Origin of the sequence: Pseudomonas sp. A214, from assembly GCF_900156295.1 — a bacterium.
Taxonomy (GTDB): Bacteria; Pseudomonadota; Gammaproteobacteria; order Pseudomonadales; family Pseudomonadaceae; genus Aquipseudomonas; species Aquipseudomonas rhizophila.
In genome coordinates this window covers 4,420,341-4,437,432 of record NZ_LT707062.1, presented here as the reverse complement: position 1 = coordinate 4,437,432, position 17,092 = coordinate 4,420,341, and the positions used below count along the sequence as shown (strand labels likewise).

The 17,092-nt window shown below is 61.8% G+C and carries 14 protein-coding genes and 1 pseudogene; 13 read left to right on the top strand and 2 right to left on the bottom strand.

What is annotated here, in order from left to right:
- The first annotated feature begins 26 nt into the window (after positions 1-26).
- From hcnA to hcnC, 3 genes are read left to right on the top strand one after another with little or no spacing between them, the layout of a single operon-like run.
- A complete protein-coding gene (hcnA, locus tag BW979_RS19760) occupies positions 27-350 on the top strand; it encodes a cyanide-forming glycine dehydrogenase subunit HcnA (protein WP_076386697.1) in 324 nt (107 codons plus the stop codon).
- On the top strand, positions 347-1,756 hold the full coding sequence (hcnB, locus tag BW979_RS19755; protein ID WP_076385274.1) for a cyanide-forming glycine dehydrogenase subunit HcnB: 1,410 nt from the start codon (positions 347-349) through the stop codon (positions 1,754-1,756). The genes hcnA and hcnB overlap by 4 nt, the downstream gene beginning before the upstream one ends.
- Positions 1,749-3,023 carry a cyanide-forming glycine dehydrogenase subunit HcnC gene (hcnC, locus tag BW979_RS19750; protein WP_076385272.1) on the top strand — a complete coding sequence of 425 codons (1,275 nt, stop codon included), beginning with the start codon at positions 1,749-1,751 and terminating at the stop codon, positions 3,021-3,023. The genes hcnB and hcnC overlap by 8 nt, the downstream gene beginning before the upstream one ends.
- 286 nt (positions 3,024-3,309) lie before the next feature.
- Here hcnC and BW979_RS19745 read toward each other — a convergent pair whose 3' ends face one another.
- Both BW979_RS19745 and BW979_RS19740 read right to left on the bottom strand, forming a co-directional pair.
- Positions 3,310-3,921 carry a glutathione S-transferase gene (locus tag BW979_RS19745; RefSeq protein ID WP_047230195.1) on the bottom strand — a complete coding sequence of 204 codons (612 nt, stop codon included), beginning with the start codon at positions 3,919-3,921 and terminating at the stop codon, positions 3,310-3,312.
- 29 nt (positions 3,922-3,950) lie between these two features.
- Positions 3,951-4,871, bottom strand: a complete 921-nt coding sequence (locus BW979_RS19740) for a MurR/RpiR family transcriptional regulator (protein ID WP_047230196.1) — start codon at positions 4,869-4,871, stop codon at positions 3,951-3,953.
- 313 nt (positions 4,872-5,184) lie between these two features.
- Here BW979_RS19740 and BW979_RS19735 point away from each other — a divergent pair, with 313 nt between their 5' ends.
- From BW979_RS19735 to BW979_RS19695, 10 genes and pseudogenes are all read left to right on the top strand, one after another.
- Positions 5,185-7,122, top strand: coding sequence for a bifunctional 5-dehydro-2-deoxygluconokinase/5-dehydro-2-deoxyphosphogluconate aldolase (locus tag BW979_RS19735; RefSeq protein WP_076385270.1), 1,938 nt, complete (start codon positions 5,185-5,187; stop codon positions 7,120-7,122).
- Positions 7,123-7,281: 159 nt separating this feature from the next.
- Entirely contained in the window at positions 7,282-8,175 is an 894-nt protein-coding gene (gene iolE, locus BW979_RS19730) for a myo-inosose-2 dehydratase (RefSeq protein WP_047230198.1), read from the top strand.
- A pseudogene (gene iolB / locus BW979_RS19725) lies at positions 8,172-8,980 on the top strand (5-deoxy-glucuronate isomerase). Before iolE ends, iolB begins: the two are co-directional and overlap by 4 nt.
- 30 nt (positions 8,981-9,010) lie before the next feature.
- Complete coding sequence (locus BW979_RS19720) at positions 9,011-10,513, top strand: CoA-acylating methylmalonate-semialdehyde dehydrogenase (protein ID WP_076385268.1); 1,503 nt, start codon at positions 9,011-9,013, stop codon at positions 10,511-10,513.
- A gap of 30 nt (positions 10,514-10,543) precedes the next feature.
- Complete coding sequence (locus tag BW979_RS19715; RefSeq protein WP_076385266.1) at positions 10,544-11,365, top strand: TIM barrel protein; 822 nt, start codon at positions 10,544-10,546, stop codon at positions 11,363-11,365.
- 166 nt (positions 11,366-11,531) lie between these two features.
- Positions 11,532-13,463, top strand: coding sequence for a 3D-(3,5/4)-trihydroxycyclohexane-1,2-dione acylhydrolase (decyclizing) (gene iolD / locus BW979_RS19710; protein ID WP_076385264.1), 1,932 nt, complete (start codon positions 11,532-11,534; stop codon positions 13,461-13,463).
- Positions 13,464-13,492: 29 nt separating this feature from the next.
- Positions 13,493-14,503: a Gfo/Idh/MocA family protein gene (locus tag BW979_RS19705; protein ID WP_076385262.1), complete on the top strand. Its 1,011-nt coding sequence runs from the start codon at positions 13,493-13,495 to the stop codon at positions 14,501-14,503.
- Between the two features lie 190 nt (positions 14,504-14,693).
- Positions 14,694-15,746 (top strand): Gfo/Idh/MocA family protein, encoded by a 1,053-nt coding sequence (locus BW979_RS19700; protein WP_076385260.1) that lies wholly within the window; start codon positions 14,694-14,696, stop codon positions 15,744-15,746.
- Positions 15,747-15,888: 142 nt separating this feature from the next.
- Complete coding sequence (locus BW979_RS27645; RefSeq protein ID WP_171061383.1) at positions 15,889-16,041, top strand: hypothetical protein; 153 nt, start codon at positions 15,889-15,891, stop codon at positions 16,039-16,041.
- 53 nt (positions 16,042-16,094) lie between these two features.
- Positions 16,095-17,021 (top strand): sugar ABC transporter substrate-binding protein, encoded by a 927-nt coding sequence (locus tag BW979_RS19695; RefSeq protein ID WP_076385258.1) that lies wholly within the window; start codon positions 16,095-16,097, stop codon positions 17,019-17,021.
- The last annotated feature ends 71 nt before the right edge of the window (positions 17,022-17,092 follow it).

The following is a 17,092-nucleotide window of genomic DNA, read 5'->3' as shown; positions in this document are numbered from 1 at the left end:
CTGAACCTTCAAGGAAGAGCAACATGATGCAACCTCAAGACCTTCTACGCCGAAAATTTGATATCCAGCCGCTGCAGCAGGCCGACATGACGGTGCACCTGGACGGGCAGTCCGTCAGCGCGGCCCAAGGTGAAACCGTCCTCAGCGTCATTCAGGCCCTGGGCCAGCGCCAGGTAGCACGCAACGATCACGACCAACTCAGTGGCGCATACTGTGGCATGGGCGTGTGCCAATGTTGCCTGGTCAAGATCGACGGCCGCCACAAGCGCCGCGCCTGCCAGACCCAAGTGCGTCCCGGCATGCAAATCGAAACCCGGGCCAATCGCATCGCCGAAAGGGAGGCACCATGAACCTCCATCCGGTGATTGTCGGCGGCGGGCCGGCGGGTATGGCCGCGGCCATCGAGCTGGCCACCCACGGGGTGCGTTGCACCCTGCTCGAAGAAGCGCCGCGCCTGGGTGGCGTGGTCTACCGCGGGCCGCTGCGCGACGGGGTGAGCCTGGATTACCTCGGGCCGCGCTACAGCGAAGCCCTGAACAAACTCCACGGTGAGTTCCAGCGCTACGCCGGGCTGATCGATGTGCAACTCAACCACCGCGTCATCGGCGCCGAAGGGTTCAAGGCGCTGATGCTGCTGAACGCCGATGAACAACTGCGCGAGGTCAGCTATTCCCACCTGGTGCTGGCGGCCGGTTGTCACGAGCGCAGCGTGCCGTTCCCTGGCTGGACACTGCCGGGGGTGATGCTGCTCGGTGGTCTGCAATTGCAGATCAAGAGCGGAGCGGTCAAGCCGCCGGGGCCGGTGGTGATCGCCGGTACAGGCCCGTTGCTGCCGCTGGTGGCCTGTCAACTTCACGCTTCGGGCGTGGCCGTGGCGGGCGTCTATGAGGCTTGTGCCTTCGGCAAGATCGCCAGGGAAAGCCTGGCATTGCTGAACAAACCGCAATTGTTCCTCGACGGCCTGAGCATGCTGGCTTATCTCAAACTGCATCGCATCCCCGTGCGTTATGGCTGGGGAGTGGTACAGGCCAACGGCGAGGGCGAGCTGGACATCGTCACCGTTGCACCGTATTCCAGTACCTGGGAGCCCGACCTCGAACGAGCCGAACAGGTCCCGGCCCAGACGCTGGCAGTCGGCTATGGTTTCATCCCGCGCACCCAATTGAGCCAGCAGATGGGCCTGGAGCATGGCTTCATCGATGACGGTTATTTGCGGGCAGTGTCCGATGCTTGGCAGCAAAGCAGCGAGGCGCACATTCACCTGGCCGGCGACGTGGGCGGGATTCGCGGTGGCGAAGCCGCCATGTTGAGCGGGCGCATCGCCGCACTGTCGATCCTGATGCAGGCCGACCTGCTGGATTGCTCCACTGCCCTGGAGTACCGCGACCGGTATAGGGCGCAACTGGACCGGATCATTCGCTTTCGCGCCGCCGTGGACCGCTACACGCAACGCGGCGCCGGACAAACCGCGTTGCCGACCGCCGACACGGTCATTTGTCGCTGCGAACACGCGACCCGCGCCGACATCGACCGCGCCCTGGAGCAGGGCGTGCAAGACATGGCCAGCCTGAAAATGCGCACCCGCGTGAGCATGGGTGACTGTCAGGGGCGGATGTGCGTGGGCTATTGCAGTGATCGCCTGCGCCAGGCCACCGGGCGTGCCGACGTTGGCTGGCTGCGGCCGCGTTTCCCCATCGACCCGATTCCCTTTTCAGCCTTTCAGAACGTCGGCACGGAGGCCCTCCGGCATGACTGAGCATTCAGACCTCAAGCACTATGATGTCGTTATCGTCGGCGGGGGCGTGATCGGTGCGTCCTGTGCCTATCAACTGTCCAAACGCAAGCATTTGAAGATCGCCTTGATCGACGCCAAGCGCCCCGGCAACGCCACCCGCGCTTCGGCCGGCGGCCTGTGGGCCATCGGTGAATCCGTGGGCCTGGGCTGCGGGGTGATTTTCTTTCGGATGATGTCGGCCAACCGCAAGCGCCAGGCCCAGGGCGCCGCCGTGGCGGTGGACGCCAGCACGCCGCACATCCTGCCCCAGTCGTTCTTCGATTTCGCCTTGCAGTCCAACGCGATGTATCCCCGACTGCACCGCGAGCTGATGGACAACCACGGCATGGACTTCAAGTTCGAGGAGACCGGGCTCAAGTTCGTGATCTACGACGATGAAGACCGTTTGTATGCCGAGCACATCGTCGCCTGCATTCCCCACCTGGCCGATCAGGTACGCTGGCTCGACCAGGCCGCCCTGCGCGAGGCCGAGCCGAATGTCAGCCATGAGGCCCGGGGCGCGCTGGAGTTTCTGTGCGACCATCAGGTCAGCCCGTTCCGGCTGGCCGATGCCTACACCGAGGGTGCCCGGCAGAACGGCGTCGATATGTTCTTCAACACCAACGTGGCGCAGGTGCTTCGAGACGGGGCGCGGGTGACGGGGGTGAGAACCGCCGAAGCCGGGACGTTCATGTGTCGGACGTTGATCAATGCCGCCGGTGCCTGGGCGGCGGACCTGAGCGAGCAGGCCACCGGTGTGCGAATCCCGGTCAAGCCGGTCAAGGGGCAAATCCTGCTGACCGAACGCATGCCGAAGATCCTCAACGGGTGCCTGACCACCAGCGACTGCTATGTCGCGCAAAAGGACAACGGCGAAATCCTCATCGGCAGTACCACCGAAGACAGGGGTTTCGACGTGACCACCACCTACCCGGAAATCGAGGGGTTGGTGCAGGGCGCGGTGCGCTGCATACCGCAGCTGGCCGACATCAACCTGAAACGCACCTGGGCCGGTTTGCGCCCCGGCTCACCTGATGAGTTGCCCATCCTGGGCCCGATGCGCGGCGTGGAAGGGTACCTAAATGCCTGTGGGCACTTTCGCACCGGCATCCTGACCTCGGCCATCACCGGAGTGCTGCTGGACAAACTGGTGAACAACGAGCCCCTGCCGCTGGACATCACGCCGTTCCTGGCGGATCGCTTCGAGGTTGTGCCGGTGGTAAAGCCAAAGGAAATGGAGCTGACTTGAAGCAATTCTTTGTGCCGAACACAAATTTTGCAGTCCCCCGGCCCCAAACTGTGGGAGCGAGCCTGCTCGCGATGGCGTCGGATCAGTGCCATTGATGTTGATTGACCCACCGCTATCGCGAGCAGGCTCGCTCCCACATAGATCTGGGGGGGCCTCATCCGATGGTCACTCAGGAACCAACTGTGGGAGCGAGCCTGCTCGCGATAGCGTCTATCTGAGACGATGATGTTGAGTCTGCCACCATCTTCGCGAGCAAGCCCGCTCCCACACAAGCCGCGCTCGTCCGCTATACCATCGGCGTGCTGGCGAACGCCTCCAACCCTTCGGCATAGGCGGTAAACGCGCTGATCGATGGAAATGACTTTCCCTGCACCTGATCCGGCACCACCAGGTTGGTGAAGCTCCAGGCCACTGCCACGGTGATGCCCGCCTGATCGAGGGTGCCATCGGTGGCCAGGGGCTGTTTCACCAGTTCCTGTTCTAGCATGTCATAGGCCGCCGCCAGTTGGCCTTCCACGCGTTCGACCCAGGGGGCGTGTTGGATTTCTGTCGGCCGAAGGTTGCGTTCGTAGTAGATCTGCACCGACTTCTCGCACGCCGCCAGGGCCAGGCCAATCACGCGCAACGCGCGCAGCCGTTGCCCACTGTCGACCGGCATCAGGCTTTTGCCCGGCGCGGCCAAGGCCTCGAGGTAGTCGATGATCAATGTGGAATCCATCAGCACGTTGCCATCGTTGAGCACCAGGGTCGGTGCCTTGACCACCGGGTTGATGCGTTGGAACTGTTCGAAATGCCTGAACACCGAAACGGACTCGTGTTCCAGGGCAACCCCCAGGCACTTGGCGGAAATGGCGACGCGTCGCACGTAGGGCGAGTCCAGCATGCCGATCAGTTTCATGACGTCTCCTTCAGAAGAATCTTGCGGGGTTAATCCTCGAACCCGACCTGTTCATGGATTTCATCGACCTTGAGTTCCAGTCGGTAAGCCACGGCGATGAACAACGCCTGGCACAGGCACAACGTGGCACTCAACGAGCGGAAGGCGAAAGAGCTGCCTTCGTTCACCAACAGTACCGCATTGGCCCGTTTGGCCAGGGGCGACAGGTTGCTGTCGGTGATGATCAGCGTCTTGGCCTGATGATGCTGGGCAATGCGCAGGCAGTGCTGGGTTTCCTTGCCGTAGGGCGTAAAGCTGATGGCGATCACCAGGTCGTTGGCCCGCACGCTGCGCATTTGCTCGCGATAACTGCCCCCCAGGCCGGACACCAGATGGATGCGCTTGTTGGTGTGTTGCAGGTTATAGACCAGGTAATCGGCCACCGCGAACGAGCGTCGCACGCCGACCACATAGATGTTGTCGGCGTTGACCACCAGGTCTACGGCTTTGTCGAAGGCTTGATCGTCCAGCTCCAGGCCCAGACGCTCGATGCCCGAGAGGGTGGCGTTGACGCATTCGCGCGCCAGGTCGCCGCCGCTGGCTTTCTGCGACTTGTTGGCGATCATGCTGCGGATGCGTTGCTGGTAGTTCTGCACCGGCGTGGTCTTGTGGGTATAGGCCTCGCGAAACAAGGCCTGCATTTCGCTGAACCCGCTGAAGCCGAAACGCTGGGAAAACCGCACGATGGCCGACGGATGCACTTCGCATTCGCGCGCAATGTCGCTGATGCGATCGACCATGATCCGGTCGCTTTGCTGGCTCATGTAGCTGGCGATGCGTTTGAGCTGTCGCGGCAGGCTTTCATACTCGTCGGTAATCAGTTGCAGCAGGCGCTCGGCATTGATCGGTGGGCTTGAAAGGGCGGGTTCGGACGCGCTCTCGGACGGCGCCGGCAGATCGGGGCGGGTCATAGAAAATCCTTCTGGCTTGTTCTTATAGGGCGGCCCGGGAAAAGGGCCGGCCCTCGACAATAGGTTGGCTGATCGCAGTCTACAGCGTAGGCGCGGGGAAAATCATGAGCAGACAACGTTGCGACACCTGCTGAAACGATGCACCGCGTCTGGCGCGCTTCAGTGATAGCGTATTGGAAAAAATATTCCACGTAAAAAATTTATAGAATAATTATTGATTATTGGCCGCTGCTCGTTTTAGTCTGCATCCACCAAGAGCGTTGGCGCCGGTTTCGGTGGCAAGCGCGGGCTGATAAAAATAACAGGAGCCAGCATGGGCCAGACTCGTTTTGCCAGTGGGCGTCAATTGGATGTGATCTGCCTGGGACGCCTGGGCGTCGACCTCTACGCGCAGCAAGTCGGAGCGCGCCTGGAAGATGTCGCAAGCTTCGCCAAATACCTGGGTGGCTCGTCGGCCAACATCGCCTTCGGCACCGCGCGGTTAGGGCTCAGGTCGGCGATGCTGAGCCGGGTAGGGGACGATCATATGGGCCGTTTCCTGGTGGAGTCCCTGGCCCGCGAAGGCTGCGACGTCAGCGGCATCAAGGTCGACCCTGAACGCCTGACGGCCATGGTCCTGCTGGGTATCAAGGACCGGGAAACCTTTCCCCTGGTGTTCTACCGGGAAAATTGCGCCGACATGGCGCTGCGCGCCGAAGACATCAATGAAACGTTCATTGCCTCCAGCAAGGCGCTGCTGATCACCGGCACGCATTTCTCTACCGAAAGTGTCTACAAGGCCAGCACCCAGGCGTTGGATTACGCCGAGAAACACAACGTCAAACGCGTGTTGGACATCGACTATCGCCCGGTGCTCTGGGGCCTGGCGGGCAAGGCCGATGGGGAAACCCGTTTCGTCGCCGACCAGAAAGTCAGCCAGCACGTGCAAAGCATCCTGCCGCGTTTCGACCTGATCGTCGGCACCGAAGAAGAATTCCTGATCGCCGGCGGCAGCGAAGATCTGCTGAGCGCGTTGCGTACCGTGCGCTCGCTGACGGCGGCGACCTTGGTGGTCAAGCTCGGCCCGCAAGGTTGCACGGTGATTCATGGCGCCATCCCGGCCCGGCTTGAAGACGGCGCGATTTATCCTGGTGTACGGGTCGAGGTCCTGAATGTATTGGGCGCAGGTGATGCGTTCATGTCGGGCTTTCTCGCCGGTTGGCTGGAGGACGCCAGCGATGAACGCTGCTGCCAGTTGGCCAATGCCTGCGGTGGCCTGGTGGTGTCGCGCCATGCCTGTGCCCCAGCGATGCCGACCCGGGCTGAACTCGACTACCTGTTCAATAGCCCGGTGCCGATTACCCGGCCGGATCGAGACGCGGCATTGCAACGTCTGCATCAGGTCAGCGTGCCGCGCAAACAGTGGAAGCAATTGTTCATCTTTGCCTTCGATCATCGCTGGCAACTGGTAGAACTGGCCCATAAAGGCGGGCGTGAGCTGGGCGCTATCAGCGCACTCAAGCAACTGTTCATCCAGGCCGTGGAACGGGTCGAAGCCGACCTGAAACGTCAGGGCATCGAGGCCGATGTCGGTCTGCTGGCCGACCAACGTTTCGGCCAGGACTCGCTGAACGCCGCCACTGGACGTGACTGGTGGGTTGCCCGGCCAGTGGAGGTGCAGGGTTCACGGCCGCTGGCGTTCGAACATGGGCGCTCTATCGGCAGCAACCTGATCGCCTGGCCACAGGAACAGATCATCAAGTGCCTGGTGCAATTTCACCCCGACGACGAACCGCTGCTGCGCCTGGAACAGGAGGCGCAACTCATGGCGCTGTATCAGGCGTCCCAGGTCAGCGGCCATGAACTGCTGCTGGAAGTCATTCCACCCAAGGATCATCCGTCGCCGCACCCGGACGTGCTGTATCGCGCCCTCAAACGCCTCTACAACCTGGGCATCTTTCCGGCCTGGTGGAAAATCGAAGCCCAGACGGCCGACGAATGGAAGCAACTTGATGAGCTGATTCAACAGCGTGATCCCTATTGCCGAGGTGTGGTACTGCTGGGCCTCAACGCCCCGGCCGCCGTGCTAGCCGAGGGTTTCCGCCAGGCCAGCCAGAGCACAACCTGCCGTGGATTTGCCGTGGGACGGACAATCTTCCAGGAACCGAGCCGTGCCTGGCTGGCCGGGGAAGTCGACGATGAAACGTTGATCCGGCAGGTGCAGGGTAGGTTTGTGGAGTTGATCGAGGCGTGGCGTGCTGCGCGAAGTTAAAAGCTGTGAACACTGATCCTGTGGGAGCGAGCCTGCTCGCGATAGCCGACTGATAGTCAACATTAAGTCGCCTGACACACCGCTATCGCGAGCAGGCTCGCTCCCACAGGGTTCATCGCCGCCTTCAATGGTTAGGTAAAAACAATAAAAGGTGCAGCCATGCCCGCAATTCGAATTGGCATCAACCCGATTTCCTGGAGCAACGACGATCTGCCATCGTTGGGTGGCGAGACGCCGTTGAGTACGGCGCTGAGCGAAGGCAAGGAAATCGGTTACGAAGGTTTCGAGCTCAACGGCAAATTTCCCAAGGATGCCAAGGGCGTTGGCGATGTGCTGCGGCCCTATGACCTGGCGCTGGTCTCCGGCTGGTATTCCAGTCGTCTGGCCCGGCGCTCGGCGGCCGAAGAGATCGATGCCATCGCCAGCCATGTCGAGTTGCTGGCGCAAAACGGTGCGACGGTGCTGGTGTACGGCGAGGTGGCCGATTCCATTCAAGGCCAGCGCATCCCACTGATCGAGCGACCGCGTTTTCACACGGATGAAGCCTGGCAAGACTATGCCGAAAAACTCACCGAACTGGCGCGCTTCACCCTGTCCCGGGGTGTGCGCCTGGCGTATCACCATCATATGGGCGCCTATGTCGAATCGCCTTCGGACATCGACAAACTGATGGCCCTGACCGGCAGTGAGGTTGGCCTGCTGTTTGACTCGGGCCACTGTTACATGGGCGGCGGCGAACCCTTGCAGGTGTTACGCAAGCACATCGAGCGCATTTGCCATGTGCATTTCAAGGACGTGCGCAAGCCTGTGGTGCAACTGGCGCGCAACAACCTCTGGAGTTTCCCCGACTGCATCGTCAACGGCACCTTCACCGTACCGGGTGATGGTGACATCGACTTTGCCGCGTTGCTGGACGTGCTGCTGGCCGCCGACTATCACGGCTGGCTGGTGGTCGAAGCCGAACAGGATCCGGCCGTGGCACCGAGTTATGCCTACGCCAAGAAAGGCTACGACACCCTGCGCGCCTTGCTGCAAGAGAGGACTGCGTCATGAGCCTGTTGATCAAAAGCCAGCCAAGCGGCCAGACCATGGTCCAGCTACCCGCCGGCGAACTGGAGTATGTCGGGTTTGCCGCCTACCGCTTGAGCCTTGGTGAAAAGCTCCCGGTGGCTGCCGCCGACAAGGAACTGTGCCTGGTCTTGCTCAGCGGGCGCATCAGTCTCAAGGGTGAAGCACCGGGGCAGGGTGCCTTCGGTTGGGACAACCTCGGTGATCGCCAGTCGGTGTTCGAGGATAAATCGCCCTACGCCGCGTACCTGCCCCCGGCAGCCAGGCCCAGGTCACCGCCCTGAGCGATGTACAGATTGCCGTGTGTGCTGCGCCGGGTTCTGCGCAAAACAGTTACGGTCCACGGCTGATCCGCCCGGACAGCATGAAGCGCAGCGTGCGCGGCAAGGGCGCCAACACCCGCTATGTCTGCGACATCCTGCCCGACAGTGAGCCGGCCCACTCGCTGCTGGTGGTGGAAGTGCGCACGCCGTCGGGGCATTCGTCGAGCTACCCACCCCACAAGCACGACACCGACGACCTGCCGCACCAGAGCTTTCTGGAAGAAACCTATTACCACCAGGTCAACCCGTCCCAGGGCTTCGTGTTCCAGCGGGTCTATACCGACGACCGCAGCATCGACCAGGCCATGGCCGTGGAAAACAGCGACCTGGTGGTGGTGCCCAAGGGTTACCACCCGGTCAGCGTGCCCTACGGGTACGAGTCGTATTACCTGAACGTCATGGCCGGCCCGAAGCGGGTCTGGCAGTTCCATAACGATCCGCAGCACAGTTGGCTGCTTGATCTCTGATTTCCACCCTTTGCACGGAGAACAAGAACAATGAGCGATGCCCCGGTAGTAGGCCATTACATCAACGGTCGAGTGCAGGACAGCGACACGGTGCGGTTCAGCAACGTCTTCAACCCGGCCACCGGCGCGATACAGGCCCGGGTGGCGCTGGCCGAACCGGGCACCGTCGAGGCCGCGGTGACCTCGGCGCTGGCGGCATTCCCGGGCTGGTCCGAGCAATCGTCATTGCGCCGTTCGCGGGTGATGTTCAAGTTCAAGGAATTGCTCGACCGCCATCACGACGAACTGGCGCAGATCATCAGTCGCGAGCACGGCAAGGTGCTGTCCGACGCCCATGGCGAAGTCACCCGCGGCATCGAGATCGTCGAGTACGCCTGCGGCGCGCCGAACCTGCTCAAGACCGATTTCAGTGACAACATCGGCGGCGGCATCGACAACTGGAACCTGCGCCAGCCCTTGGGTGTGTGTGCCGGAGTCACGCCGTTCAATTTTCCGGTGATGGTGCCGCTGTGGATGATTCCCCTGGCACTGGTCGCCGGTAACTGTTTCATCCTCAAGCCTTCGGAGCGTGACCCGTCCGCCAGTTTGCTGATGGCTCGGCTGTTGACGGAGGCCGGGTTGCCGGACGGTGTGTTCAACGTGGTCCAGGGCGACAAAGTGGCGGTAGATGCGCTGTTGCAGCACCCGCACATCGAGGCGATTTCTTTCGTCGGCTCCACGCCGATTGCCGAGTACATCCACCAGCAGGGCACGGCGAACGGCAAGCGCGTGCAGGCGCTTGGCGGGGCGAAAAATCACATGATCGTCATGCCCGACGCCGACCTCGACCAGGCGGCGGACGCATTGATCGGCGCGGCCTACGGCTCGGCCGGTGAGCGTTGCATGGCGATTTCCATTGCCGTGGCGGTGGGGGACGTGGGCGACGAACTGATCGCCAAGCTATTGCCGCGCATCGATCAGTTGAAGATCGGCAACGGCCAGCAACCCGGCACCGACATGGGGCCGCTGGTGACCGCCGAGCACAAGGCCAAGGTCGAAGGCTTCATCGACGCCGGGGTCGCCGAAGGCGCGCGCCTGATCGTCGACGGCCGTGGTTTCAAGGTGCCGGGGGCCGAGCAGGGGTTCTTTGTCGGGGCGACGCTGTTCGACCAGGTCAGCGCCCAGATGAGCATCTACCAGCAAGAGATCTTCGGCCCGGTGCTGGGCATCGTTCGCGTGGCGGATTTCGCCAGCGCCGTGGCCTTGATCAATGCTCACGAGTTCGGCAACGGCGTGTCCTGCTTCACCCGTGACGGCGGCATTGCCCGGGCGTTTGCCCGCAGCATCAAGGTCGGCATGGTGGGCATCAACGTGCCGATTCCGGTGCCGATGGCCTGGCATTCCTTTGGCGGCTGGAAGCGCTCGCTGTTTGGCGATCACCATGCTTACGGTGAAGAAGGTTTGCGCTTCTACAGCCGCTACAAAAGCGTGATGCAGCGCTGGCCCGACAGCATCGCCAAGGGCCCCGAGTTCAGCATGCCGACTGCCCAATAACCGTTTATGAATGCCGGAGGGATAACAACAATGAACAAGCCCCTGCGTTTTGCCTTGAACCGAATGGTTGCTCCGCGCCTGTCACTGCCCGATTTCATTGACCTGGCGCTGGCGCTGAAAACCGATGCCATCGAGATCCGCAACGATCTGAAGGGCGTCGAGATCGAAAACGGCATGCCACCGACACAGGTGCGTGAGTTGTGCGAGGCGCGGGGCATCAAGGTGTTGTCGATCAACGCGTTGTATCCCTTCGACGTATGGAACGAGGAGCGCCGTGCCCAAGCCGTGCGGCTGGCCGACTATGCCCGCGAATGCGGCGCCGAGGGGCTGGTGATGTGCCCGCTCAACGAGCGCGACGACCCGCGCGGCGAGGTCGAACGCGCCGCGGGGCTGCGCACGGCCCTCAGTGAACTGGCGCCGATCCTGCGGGCTTTCGGTATCTACGGTTTCATCGAGCCGTTGGGGTTTGAAGAGTGTTCGCTGCGGCGCAAGCGCACGGCAGTGGAAGCGATCAAGGCCATTGGCGGGTTGGATGTGTTCCGTCTGGTGCATGACACCTTTCATCATCACCTGGCCGGTGAGCAGGAATTTTTCCCCGAGCTGACCGGGCTGGTGCACATCTCCGGTGTCGAGGATGCCCAGGCACCCTTGACGACCATCCGCGACGGCCACCGCGTGCTGGTGGGCGAGGCCGACATTCTCGGCAATGCCGCGCAGATCGAGGCGTTGCGGGCCGGGGGTTACGAGGGCTACCTGTCCTTCGAACCCTTTGCCCAGAGCATTCATGAACTGGCCGACATCCGCCAGGCATTGGGGGCGAGCATGAACCATCTGCAAAGCTCCCAGGCCTGACCCGACTTTCAAGTATGACGAAGCCCCCCTGTGGGAGCGAGCTTGCTCGCGATGGCGGCAGCACATTCAACAGATAAGTCGCCTGAAATACTGCTATCGCGAGCAAGCTCGCTCCCACAGTGGACTGAGCCAGCCGCCAAATTTGCATTCCAGACAAGGTGCAAGCATGACCACAACACGACTGACCATGGCCCAGGCCCTGGTGAAATTCCTCGATAACCAGTACGTCGAAGTCGATGGCGTCCAGAGCAAATTCGTCGCCGGGGTCTTTACGATTTTTGGCCACGGCAATGTGCTGGGCCTGGGTCAGGCGCTGGAGCAGGACAGCGGTGACCTGGTGGTCCATCAGGGTCGCAACGAGCAGGGCATGGCCCACGCTGCCATCGGTTTCGCCAAGCAGCATCTGCGCCGCAAAATCTACGCCTGTACTTCGTCGGTCGGCCCTGGCGCAGCGAACATGCTGACCGCCGCCGCCACCGCGACGGCCAATCGTATCCCGTTGCTGCTGTTGCCTGGTGATGTCTACGCCAGTCGCCAGCCGGACCCGGTGCTGCAGCAGATCGAACAGTTCCATGACCTGAGCATCAGCACCAACGATGCGTTCAAGGCCGTGAGCAAATACTGGGATCGCATCAACCGCCCCGAGCAACTGATGAGCGCCGCGATCCACGCCATGCGCGTGCTCACCGACCCGGCCGAAACCGGCGCGGTGACCCTGGCGTTGCCCCAGGACGTGCAGGCCGAAGCCTACGATTACCCCGATTACTTTCTGCAAAAGCGCGTTCACCGCATCGACCGTCGCCCGGCCACCGAAGCCATGCTCGGCGATGCCCAGGCGCTGCTCAAGGGCAAGCGCAAGCCGCTGATCATCTGCGGCGGCGGGGTGAAATACGCCGGGGCCAACGCAGCGTTGCAGGCTTTTGCCGAGCGCTTCGAAATCCCCTTTGCCGAGACCCAGGCCGGCAAGAGTGCGGTGGTGTCCAGTCATCCACTGAACGTCGGAGGCGTCGGCGAAACCGGTTGCCTGGCGGCGAACCTGCTGGCCAAGGAAGCGGACCTGATCATTGGTATCGGCACCCGCTACAGCGATTTCACCACCGGGTCCAAATGGCTGTTCCAGCATCCGGATGTGCAGTTTCTCAACCTCAACATCAGCCCTTGCGATGCCTTGAAGCTTGACGGTGTGCAACTGCTGGCCGACGCGCGCTCGGGCCTGGAGGCTTTGTCCGCCGCGATGGGTGACTATCGTGCCGAATGGGGCGGGCAGATCGCCGATGCCAAAACCCAACTGGATGCCGAAGTGGACCGGATCTATCAGGCTGACTTCCAGACCCAGGACTTCGTCCCAGAGATCAACGATCACCTGGATCCGGCGGTGTTTCGTGAATTCATCGAACTCACCGGTTCCTGCCTGACCCAGAGCCGCGTGCTGGGCACCCTCAACCAAACCCTGGCCGATGAGGCGATCATCGTTGCCGCCGCCGGCAGCCTGCCCGGCGACTTGCAGCGCAGCTGGCGCAGCAAGGGGGTCAACACCTATCACGTCGAATACGGCTATTCGTGCATGGGTTATGAGGTAAACGCGGCGCTGGGCGTGAAGCTGGCCGAACCCGACAAAGAGGTCTATGCCCTGGTGGGTGACGGCTCCTACATGATGCTGCATTCGGAGCTGGCGACCTCGATCCAGGAGCGTCGCAAGATCAATGTGGTGCTGCTGGACAACATGACGTTCGGTTGCATCAACAATTTACAGATGGGCAACGGCATGGACAGCTTCGGCACCGAGTTCCGCTTCCGCAACCCGGACACCGGCAAGCTCGATGGCGGCTTCGTGCCGGTGGACTTCGCCATGAGCGCGGCGGCCTACGGCTGCAAGACCTACAAGGTCAAGACCCTCGACGAACTCCACGCGGCCCTGGCCGATGCGCGGCTGCAAACGGTCTCGACGCTCATCGATATCAAGGTCTTGCCCAAGACCATGATCCACAGCTACCTGTCCTGGTGGCGGGTCGGCGTGGCGCAAGTCTCCACCAGCGCGCGCACCGATGCGGCTGCCAAAACCCTCAATGAACGACTGGCCGAGGCTCGCCAGTATTAACAGCCCCAACCCTACGAAAGGAGTTTTTCATGTCTTTGAAGCTGGGCGTCATCGGCACCGGGGCCATCGGCCAGGACCATATCCGTCGTTGCAGCCAGACCTTGCTCAACAGCCAGGTGGTGGCGGTGACCGACATCAACCTCGCCCAGGCGGCGAAGGTGCTGGCCGACTTGAAACTGACCGCCGAGGTGTATCCCGACGGCCATGCCTTGATCAATGCGCCGGACGTTGAGGCGGTCCTGGTCACTTCCTGGGGGCCGAGCCACGAAGAGTTCGTGCTGGCGGCAATCGCGGCGGGTAAACCGGTGTTCTGTGAAAAGCCCCTGGCGGTCACGGCCGAAGGCTGTCGCAAGATCGTCGAAGCCGAAGTCGCCCATGGCAAGCGGCTGGTTCAGGTCGGTTTCATGCGCCCTTACGATGAAGGCTATCGAGCGCTCAAGGCGGTGATCGACAGCGGTCAGATCGGCGAACCGCTGATGCTGCACTGCGCGCATCGCAATCCGAGCGTGGGGGAGAACTACAAGACCGACATGGCGATCACCGACACACTGATCCATGAGCTGGATGTGCTGCGCTGGCTGCTGGCCGATGACTACGTTTCGGTGCAGGTGGTATTCCCGCGCAAGACCAGCAAGGCGCTGGCGCACCTGCGCGATCCGCAGATCGTGTTACTGGAAACCGCCAAGGGCACGCGCATCGATGTGGAGGTTTTCGTCAATTGCCAATATGGGTACGACATCCAGTGCGAAGTGGTGGGGGAGACGGGCATCGCCAAACTCCCGGAGCCGTCCCAGGTGCAACTGCGCAGTGGCGCCAAGCTGTCTAATGCGATCCTGATGGATTGGAAGGATCGTTTCATCGCGGCCTACGACGTCGAATTGCAGGCTTTCATCGACGGCGTGCGCGCCGGACAGGTGGGCGGGCCGTCGGCCTGGGACGGGTTCGCCGCGGCAGTGGCGGCGGATGCCTGTGTTCAAGCGCAGCAGAGTGGGCAGATCGTCAAGGTCGAACTGCCCGAACGCCCGCGTTTCTACGGCTAACCACAATCTCCTGTGGGAGCCCGCTCCCACAGTCGACCGCGTTTCCCTGAAGGTACTCGGTCAATTGTGGGAGCGAGCCTGCTCGCGATGGCGGCGGATCTGTTGGCATTAATGTGGCGGATACACTGCCATCGCGAGCAGGCTCGCTCCCACAGGGATGTGTTTATTCAACGACTTTCAAGGAATCTTCATGCGAATCGGACTAGTGGGCTACGGCAAGGGCGGACGGTTTTTCCATGCACCGCTGATCAGCAGTCTGCCCGGGGCTACGTTTGTCGGCGTGGTGACGCGGTCCGCTGAGCGGCGCCAGCAACTGGCGAACGAGCACCCCCACGCCCAAGCCTTCGATACCCTCGAACAGTTGGTGGCCGCAGGCGTCGATGCGGTGGTGGTGTCCACGCCGCTGGACGGTCGCCCGGCCGTGGTCATGCAGGCCATTGAACTGGGTATTGCAGTGGTCAGCGACAAACCTTTCGCCCTTGATGCCGCACAGGCCGAGGCGATGGTGCTGGCCGCCGAGCAGCACAACGTGCCGCTGACCGTGTATCAGAACCGCCGCTGGGATTCGGACTACCTGACTTTGCGCAAACTGCTGGAGTCCGGTGCGCTGGGGCAGGTCATTCGCTTTGAGTCCAGCGTCGAGCGTTATTCGCCAACATCGGTCGGCAAAGGTAGCGGCGGCGGGTTTCTGCGGGACCTGGGTAGCCATCTGGTGGACCAGGCGCTGCAACTGTTCGGCCCGGTGACCAGGGTTTACGCCGAGTTGGATTACCGGCAACCCGGGCAGGTGTTCGACAACGGCTTTTTTATCTCCCTGACCCATGCCAGCGGCGTGCTTTCCCACCTGAGCGGCAGTTGCCTGCAAAACGCACCGCGCCCGCGCTTTCGGGTCAGCGGCACCGGAGGCTGCTACACCGTCGAGGGCCTGGACGGCCAGGAGGCCCAGGCGCTGGCCGGGTTGAGCCCGGCGACCGAGGGTGAGCGCTGGGGGAGCGAAGAGCATCGGCGCTGGGGCTGGTTCGAGCAAGGCAGCGAGCGCGAGCGTGTGGCGTCGGAGCGCGGCTGCTGGATGGCGTTCTACCAGCGCCTGCAAACCGCGTTGCAAGGCGTTGGTCCTTTGCCGGTGGAGGCTCGTGATGCCCTGGCCACCACTCGCATCCTCGACGCTGCAAGGCTGAGCGCCGAGCAGGGCGAAGTGGTGGTTTTGGCCACGTCTGTCGGCCATGGAATAAAAAACGAATAAAATTCTAAAATGAGTTGATATGGAAAATATTTTCCAATAAAGTCGATTCCAGGTTACCGACACCCCTGTTCGTCTTTTGCCAAGTCAGCCTTGAGCAAATGACGGACAAAACAAAAACAAGAAACACAGCCAGGTACCGTCGATGAAAACCTTCAGCCGTTCTGCGTTTCACCTGCCAAGCTCGCTGCGCCTGTGCGCAATCCTTCCCCTGTTCGAATCCCTGTGCATTCAGCGCAACGGCACCGTGGTGTGTTGCATGCCCGGTGCGCCCATCGTGCGTTTGCCCCGTTCCTGAGATCCATCACGCCTTATCCATAAAACCAACAAAAAAGTGGAGAAAGACCGTTCATGAAGACCAAGACCCGTATCGCCTCGCTGGCCCTGTCGTTGATGCTCACCAGCGGCGTCGCCCTGGCGGACCTGAAGATCGGCGTCAGCATGTCCCAGTTCGATGACACCTGGCTGACGTACCTGCGTGAGTCGATGGACAGCAAAGCCAAGTCCCTGCCGGATGGCGTCACCTTGCAGTTCGAAGACGCACGCAGTGATGTGGTCAAGCAACTGAGCCAGGTGGAAAGCTTTATCAGCCAGAAGGTCGACGCAATCATCGTCAACCCGGTGGACACTGCCGCCACCCAGCGCATTACCAAGGCCGCGGTCGCCGCCGGGATCCCGTTGGTGTACGTCAATCGCCGTCCCGACGACCTGAAACTGCCCGCAGGCGTGGTGACCGTGGCGTCCGACGATCTGGAAGCCGGCCGGATGCAAATGCAATACCTGGCCGACAAAATGTCGGGCAAGGGCAACATCGTGATTCTGCTGGGTGACCTGGCGAACAACTCCACCACCAACCGCACCAAGGGTGTCAAGGAAGTGCTGGCCAAGTACCCCGACATCAAGATCGAACAAGAGCAGACCGGTATCTGGTCGCGGGATAAAGGCATGACACTGGTGAACGACTGGCTGACTCAGGGCCGCGAGTTCAATGCCGTGGTCTCCAACAATGACGAAATGGCCATCGGCGCGGCCATGGCACTCAAGGGTGCCGGCAAGGAGAAAGGCAGCGTACTGATCGCCGGGGTCGATGGCACGCCGGACGGCCTGAACGCCGTGAAGAAAGGCGAGATGGCGGTCTCGGTGTTCCAGGACGCCAAGGGCCAGGCCGACGGCTCCATTGATACGGCGGTGAAAATGGTCAAGAAACAGCCGGTCGAGCAGGCCGTATGGGTGCCGTATCGCCTGATCACGCCGGAAAACGTCGATCAGTTCAAGTGACGTTTAACGTACTGCTACCACAACAATAAACAGGCGAGGTCGCCCACTGACCTTGCCGAGGGAGTACCTGA